The organism is Flavobacterium sp. FlaQc-28, from assembly GCF_044007415.1.
Classification (GTDB): domain Bacteria; phylum Bacteroidota; class Bacteroidia; order Flavobacteriales; family Flavobacteriaceae; genus Flavobacterium.
Genome location: NZ_JBIPCM010000009.1, coordinates 232,635 through 239,926 on the forward strand (window position 1 = coordinate 232,635; position 7,292 = coordinate 239,926).

At 33.7% G+C, this 7,292-nt stretch carries 5 protein-coding genes; 1 reads left to right on the top strand and 4 read right to left on the bottom strand.

The window, feature by feature from the left end; genetic code table 11:
- Positions 1-326: 326 nt before the first annotated feature.
- The 4 genes from ACHRVL_RS20210 to ACHRVL_RS20225 form a co-directional block, all read right to left on the bottom strand.
- On the bottom strand, positions 327-3,866 hold the full coding sequence (locus ACHRVL_RS20210; protein WP_395415124.1) for a M1 family aminopeptidase: 3,540 nt from the start codon (positions 3,864-3,866) through the stop codon (positions 327-329).
- Positions 3,867-3,870: 4 nt separating this feature from the next.
- On the bottom strand, positions 3,871-4,755 hold the full coding sequence (locus ACHRVL_RS20215; protein ID WP_395415125.1) for an ABC transporter ATP-binding protein: 885 nt from the start codon (positions 4,753-4,755) through the stop codon (positions 3,871-3,873).
- 115 nt (positions 4,756-4,870) lie between these two features.
- Positions 4,871-5,077, bottom strand: a complete 207-nt coding sequence (locus ACHRVL_RS20220; RefSeq protein WP_012024053.1) for a helix-turn-helix transcriptional regulator — start codon at positions 5,075-5,077, stop codon at positions 4,871-4,873.
- 2 nt (positions 5,078-5,079) lie between these two features.
- Positions 5,080-5,595, bottom strand: coding sequence for a DUF2975 domain-containing protein (locus tag ACHRVL_RS20225; protein WP_395415126.1), 516 nt, complete (start codon positions 5,593-5,595; stop codon positions 5,080-5,082).
- A gap of 174 nt (positions 5,596-5,769) precedes the next feature.
- Here ACHRVL_RS20225 and ACHRVL_RS20230 point away from each other — a divergent pair, with 174 nt between their 5' ends.
- The gene (locus tag ACHRVL_RS20230) at positions 5,770-6,786 is read left to right on the top strand and encodes an LLM class flavin-dependent oxidoreductase (protein ID WP_395415127.1); all 1,017 of its coding nucleotides are present in this window, start codon (positions 5,770-5,772) and stop codon (positions 6,784-6,786) included.
- Positions 6,787-7,292: the final 506 nt, after the last annotated feature.

The window sequence follows — 7,292 nt, forward strand, 5'->3', positions numbered from 1 at the left end:
TTGCAGATAAGCTAAAAACCGAATTGGTATTTTGATGTACAAATGTAGGTTTTAAATCATTTTCCTTTTTTGATTCAGCTGAAATAATTTTTTTGCCACGACTCGAACGATAGCGAACAGGCGAAGCAATTCACGAATTTCTCTAATTCCTATTTGTTGACTGGTTTTTATTTCAAACATAGCCCGTGGTTTCAACGACGAGTACACAATAATAACACCCAATTCGTAACGTTTCCCTCGGTTGAAACCGCGAGCTATATTTTGAACATTTGCGAAAAACTAAAATTTAAAATTCGTGGAAATTAGTGGAATTAGTGGCAAAAAAACTAATCAATTTCCTTTTCGTTGTCCTTTATAAAAGTATCAATATTCATTAAATACGGATCAATCACAATGCGTTGAGGTTTTGTTTTGAGTTTGATTTTACCTTCAATTTTATTGTTTTTGATAGTGAAAGGATAACGAAATAATTTTCCGTTTTCATCGTAAATTCCAATATCTATTGTAGCATCGTTTGCAATTGGTTTCCGTTCTCCAGTTGCATTTTCTTTGAATTTTTCAGAAACTGCTTTAAAAGAAACTTCATAAAACCCATTCTTTCTATTACTTGAAACGGATTCTATTTTTGAAGAATAAGTGATAATCTGTTTAAACATTTCATCTAATTTAGAATACAGTTTTTGATCTGTAACCCCATAAATTTCTTTTAATAGATCTTCAGAATCAGGAAACGGATTTGGATATTTATAATGATTCAGAAAATTTTTCAAAGCCAGATTTACTTTTTCTTCACCAATTAAAACCCGAAGCTGATGAATCACCAGCATTCCTTTGTCATAAGGTAAATGCGGAGTTTCGTAATTTGTTTTATACAAAGGCGTTTCAGGATCATAACTTCGACTGCTCAAATATAAATCGAGATGAATTTTTAAAGTTTCGAGCGCTTTTTCCACACCATGTTCTTTTTCATATAACATCAATTCCGTGTATTGCGCCAAAGTTTCGGTCAAAATCCAGCTTCCTTCTTTTTGTTCCGGATTGATCTGCGAATTTCCCCACCATTCATGTGACAATTCATGCGCCGTTAATTGATTAATTACATCTTCTTTATCTCTGTTGTTGAGGTTGCTGTAAAATCCGAAATTCTCTTTCATAAAAACCGTCGACGGATAAGAAGTCGCCGCAAATCCATCGGCAAAAGCAGAAACTTCGGCATAACGAATCGTTTTATACGGATATTTACCGAAATTATTTTGGCAGTAATCTAAAGTGTTTTTTACATCCTGAATTAGTTTTTTGATGTTTCTGGAATGCCTTTTATCATAAAAAACTTCAATCGAAATGCCTTTATAATTCGTTTTTTGAATTTCATATTCCGCAGAAGAAAAAGCAAATCGAAACGGAATCTTACCATTAGATTTATAATGAAAATAATTGCGGTTGTCTTTTGTCCAATTTTCAATTAAATCTCCAACACCAATTGCCGTTTGATTTTTTGAGGTCGAAACCACAGCATCATAATCAACAAAATCATATCTAATTTCCGATTTGTCTTCCAGTTTTTTAAGAGGTGTCTGTGGTTTCAAATGCCTTTTCGTACGTTCTTTTTTACTGCTGATTTCATTCGATTCCTGATAACCAAAAAGCGGAAAGTAACGGCTTATTCGCATAAAAGTGCCATTTTCGATTATAGAATTAAAAGCAGTATGTCCTTTAAATGGCGACCACGAAGACTCAAAAGAAAAACTCATTTTCATTTTTTGCTGAGGTCGCAAAGGTTTTTCCAAATGATACCAATAATGCTGAAATACCGAAACATCATCCAGATTTTTAGAATTCGGAATTTCAACAGAAATCAGTTTTGAATTTCGATCTATATATAGGAGTAAACTATCAATAGGTTTTTCAGAATTATTGATCAATTCATAAGTGCCTTTTACTTCATAACGATTTTCCTCAGGAAATAAATCGACTTTACTTTTTACAGAAACGATCGTGGGCTGAGGCAGATTAGTGTATTTTTTAAATTGAGTTTCATATTTCTCGCTCCAGTTATTCTGATCTTCTTCGGTCAAATACGGATATTCGATATTGGTTTTATAAAAAAGATAACTTCCAAAACCGATAAAAAGAATAATTCCCAATGCAAAAGTTACTTTCTGAATGCCATTAAATGAATTTCTTCGAAAGGTTTTTACAATTGAAGCATTTCTTTTCCACAAAATTCCAGTCAAAGTAAGAAGTAGTAAAGCCAATCCGAAATTGTACAACATCAAAATATGAAACGGGAAAGTGTATTTTCCGAAACCATTCAAATCAAAATATTCTCTTTTAAAAGCATCTCCAAATCGCAGTAAAGGATGCGAAATTCCCAATTGCTCTCCAATTCCGGTGCAAAATAGAAGACATATAAAAGAAGCAACGGAAAGTCCGATATATTTATTTTTAATAAAAGTCTGAATCGCAATTACCAAAATCGAGATTAACAACAACGGAAATCCTAGATAATAAAACAAAGAAAGATAAAGACCCATTTCGATTGGAGCATTGGCATTCGCAATCTGAAAACTGCATCCAATTAAAATACTAATGCTGATAATGATTAACGGAATGATAAAAAGTGCTGTCAATTTGGATAGTAAAACTACGAACTGAGAATAAGGTGCGGTATTTTCTAGCATTTCAAATCTCGAATTTTCGCTTCGGTTTAATAATTCACTACTGTAAAAAAGGAGAATCAAGATCAGAATAAACGGCAAACGATCCATTATGGTGGAAATCATTAAAGCTGTATCCGTAATTTTTTCCGCTAATCGGATTCCGCCATCAATTTCATCTGAAATTTCGATTGCCAATAATCCCGAAAACAAAAGAGCAATCAATAAAAACGGAATTCCTTTTAGAACTAAAAAAATATCCAGCTTGATATTGCTTTTAAAAACCGCAAAATTATGTCTGAAAGTTTTAAATTCAATGTTTTTTGGAATTTCCGAAGAAAACATTTTTGCTTCTTTTGAAATAGTTTTTGGTGTTTTTACCTTTTTAGTTTTAGTTTTTCGGAAGGAAAACAATCGATACGAAACAAAAAGTAAAAGTATCGCAACAGAAATCCACAACAATCGGTTAAATAAAAAGTTCCCCGAAAGCGAAACCAATTCGGTGTTTTTTTCAATTGCAGTCCAATATCTTGTTTGTTCTAAAAACGCTGCCAAACCAAACGGATCTATTTTTGCGGACAAAGACATGGCTTTCGCCGAAGACGGAGAAGCATTTGCAAAGATGGGCGAATTCGAAAAAATCGAACCTGCAATATATAAGATGTAAATTAATAGCCCGCCGACATAAATAAAGAGTTTGCTTCTCGTAAGCCAGGCCAAAGCCGTTAATATCGAAAGGCACAGGAAAATATTCGGAATCACAATAACAAAATACGGCCAGATATAATTTATAATTTCAAAAGGACCGATTTCGCTTTTAGAAAGCCACGACATTTGATGGCCAACGATCATTCCAACGATAAACATTCCAAAAGAAACTAAGGCGATTGCAAATGCGGTAATAAATTTTGGAGCCAAATAATGAAACTTAGAAATAGGAGAGGAGAAAATAATCGAATCAAATTTCGTTTCATATTCTTTTAAAAAACTTTGTGCGACCTGAAGTGTAATCGAAAAAATCGTGATTAGCGAAATCAGGCCAATCGCATACGTAAGCACATACGGACTATTTTTGTAAGCACCCGAAAAAGAAAAGTTCGCAAAAGCACTCACAAAAAATCCTAAAACCAAATAAATAATAAATGTGGCATAAAATGTCCAGCTTCTGGTATTGTTATGCCATTCAAATTGAATTAATCTAGAAAGCATAACCTTAATTTTTAAGTTGATTTTGAGCTAAAACACTAAAATAAACATCGCTTAAATCTGGCGATATCAATTCGAAACCAGAATCTGGTCGTTCATCTGAGAAAACATGAATATTGATTTTCCCTGAATTTAAGTTGGACGAAATGATATTAAAGTTTGATTGATGTTCTTTCAGTTCTGCTTTTTCAATCGCTTTCATCCAGATTTTATCTTTCAACGAATCGATCGCTTCATTTGGTTTTCCTTCCAAAATCAATTTTCCGTTAGAGATAATGGCCATCTTAGGGCATAAATCACGAACATCTTCTACAATATGAGTCGATAGAACTACAATAATGTTTTCGCCAATTTCACTCAGCAAATTATTAAATCGGTTTCTTTCTTCTGGATCAAGTCCTGCAGTAGGTTCATCCACAATAATAATTTTCGGATTTCCAAGCAAAGCTTGAGCAATTCCAAAACGCTGACGCATCCCGCCAGAAAAAGAATAAACCGCTTTGTCTTTATGTTGTAGTAAATTCGTCTGCTGCAATAAATACAAAATTTGATCGTGACGTTCCTTTTTATCAACGATTCCTTTTAAAACCGCCAAATGATCGAGCAGGCGATAAGTAGAAATTTTAGGATAAACGCCAAATTCCTGAGGCAGATACCCCAAATTTTGCCTAATAAACATTGGATTTTCCAGAATATTAATTCCGTTAAATTCAATAATTCCAGCAGTAGGTTCCTGCAAAGCGGCAATAGTTCGCATTAAAGTTGATTTTCCAGCGCCGTTTGGCCCAAGTAAACCAAACATTCCGTTTGTAATTTCAAGCGATAATTGGTCAATCGCTTTTGTGCCGTTCTCATACGTTTTGCTGAGATTTTGGATTGATAAACTGTTCATTTTTTGATTGATTTTGGTGATTGAATTAAACTATGATTTGAAAAAATTAGGCAATAAAATACCTGTCGGCTTCAAAAACCGATTTATTAAGAGTGAAATAAGATTTAAAAGAAAGCTATTCTGCCACGTATTCTAAAATATCGCCAGGCTGACAATCCAATATTTTACAAATAGCTTCGAGAGTATCAAACCGAATTCCTTTTGCTTTTCCAGTTTTTAGAATCGATAAATTGGCAGGCGTGATATCTAGTTTTTCTGCCAACTCTTTACTCTGCATCTTGCGTTTGGCAAGCATTACATCAACATTTACAATTATTGGCATAGTTATATAAATAAGTCTTGTTCGTTCTGAAGGTTTAAACCTTGTTTAAAAATGGCTGCTAAAAAATAAGCAAAAACACCAAGCATTCCGTGTAATAGTATAAAAAGTGAAACTTCATTATCCAGTGGCACAAAAAAGAAAGCTAAAAATATTACAATACTCGGAATTAATAAGTTTGATAAATAGAAACGCCTTAAATGAGAAATTCCATTTTGAGTAAACAGTTTAGGCTGAAAAAATACTTTGAAAACATTACTGCTCAATAAAAAGAAAAGCCCGTACAAACTCAGCGGAGCCAAAAAATCAAAAAGAATATAAGGCAAATTGTAATCACCAAGCATTAAAGGATGAGAAGTAAAAGGATAACAAACCTGAAAATACTTTCCGTTATCCTTAAAAGTCAAAAATAACCCCGTCATCAAAGTAAAAAGAGAATATACCGCCAAAAAGAAATAAACAACAGACAAAAATCGGGTAAAGTAAAATAATATTTTAGATACAATATGAGTTGCCTTCATATAATGAAAAGTTAGATTGATATTGCAAATGTATAATTGATTATCGTAAAACAATAATTAATTATTAAAAATTACTTGATTGTGCATTTTGGAGAATATTATAAATCTATTAACATTAGAAAATAAAAGGCATCCGTATAAATGAGTTAATTTTGTAGACTAGCATTTTTTTATATGAAAAACCCAATTTCAGTCTCATTATTAGAGCTCGCTATCATCACTCAGGATAGCAATGCCACAGAAACATTTCAAAAAACAAAAGACATAGCGCAATTAGCAGATACTTTAGGATACAAGCGATTTTGGCTGGCAGAACATCACAATATGGCACACGTTGCAAGTACAGCAACAGTTGTTTTAATTGGTTATGTAGCAAGTCAGACCAAAAACATTCGTGTAGGTTCTGGCGGCATCATGCTTCCGAATCATTCTCCTTTAGTAGTTGCAGAACAATTTGGAACCCTGGAAACACTTTATCCAAACCGAATCGATTTAGGTTTAGGAAGAGCCCCGGGAACAGATCAGCCAACCGCCGAAGCAATTCGAAAAGACTTTTTTGAACAGGCACAGCGTTTTCCACAAAACGTAAGCAAACTCCAAGAGTATTTTTCAAGTGAAAATGCAACAGGAAAAGTACGTGCATTTCCAGCCGAAGGTCTAAAAGTGCCAATCTGGATTTTAGGTTCAAGTATGGACAGTGCGGCTTTGGCAGCAGCTTATGGATTGCCTTATGCTTTTGCTGGACACTTTGCGCCAAAGTTGATGATCCAAGCATTTGAATTTTACAGAGAAAATTTCCAAGCTTCAGAATATTTAGATAAGCCAAAAACAATGGCATGCGTTAATATCATTGCAGCGGACACAAACGAAGAGGCAGAACTATTGTCGACAAGTTTGTATCAAATGTTTCTGAACCTAATTAGAAACGACCGTAAAGGTTTACAGCCGCCCGTTCCATCATTAGATGATATAATGAATGAACAAGAACGTTTCCATGTGAATCAAATGACAGCTGGAACCTTCACAGGAAATAAAGAGCAATTAATAACCGATTTGAAAAAGTTCATTGACTATGCAAGAATAGACGAACTAATGGTAACAAGTCCAATCTTTGATCATCAGGCAAAACTAAAAAGCATTCAAATCACGAAAGAAGCTATCGATAACTTAAACGATAGTATACATATATAAGTATACTATATATAAGAGTAGATTTCATTTCACAACCCGACAGTTTTCCAAAACCTGCCGGGTTTATTTTTTATACATATATATAAGTAGAGAAGTTGCTGTAATATATAAGAGTAAAAGCGAATATTCCTGTTTGAGCGAATCGGAAGCTCTTTTGCAGCAGTAATTTTGGATTTTGGGATTTTCGTATTGGGATTTTTAGGAGCTTAATTGCACTATCGGCTTCAGTCTTTTGCTTTTTAAAGAAAAAAGCAAAAGGATTTCCGTTTCTATTGGGGCTTGGGCACGAGTTTCCAGAAGAAAATATCAGGAAAAATGAAATCAGAGAAGGAAAACGATGCTCGTTGGGATTAAAAATGGCAGAAGCGGTGCTTTCAGGCTTTGATTTTTCATTAAAGAACAGCTCAAAGGGCTAAAAACTCTGCAAAATAGGAGGAGGTAAAAGATGAAAAAATAGAGGAAAGACAGTGTAATGTAGAAAAATCTTACGTAATATTAAAAAAAGA

Excerpts from the sequence above, each read along its gene's own strand:
- ACHRVL_RS20210 (WP_395415124.1), bottom strand. The coding sequence starts at position 3,866 with ATGCTTTCTAGATTAATTCAATTTGAATGGCATAACAATACCAGAAGC.
- ACHRVL_RS20215 (WP_395415125.1), bottom strand. The coding sequence starts at position 4,755 with ATGAACAGTTTATCAATCCAAAATCTCAGCAAAACGTATGAGAACGGC.
- ACHRVL_RS20220 (WP_012024053.1), bottom strand. The coding sequence starts at position 5,077 with ATGCCAATAATTGTAAATGTTGATGTAATGCTTGCCAAACGCAAGATG.
- ACHRVL_RS20225 (WP_395415126.1), bottom strand. The coding sequence starts at position 5,595 with ATGAAGGCAACTCATATTGTATCTAAAATATTATTTTACTTTACCCGA.
- ACHRVL_RS20230 (WP_395415127.1), top strand. The coding sequence starts at position 5,770 with ATGAAAAACCCAATTTCAGTCTCATTATTAGAGCTCGCTATCATCACT.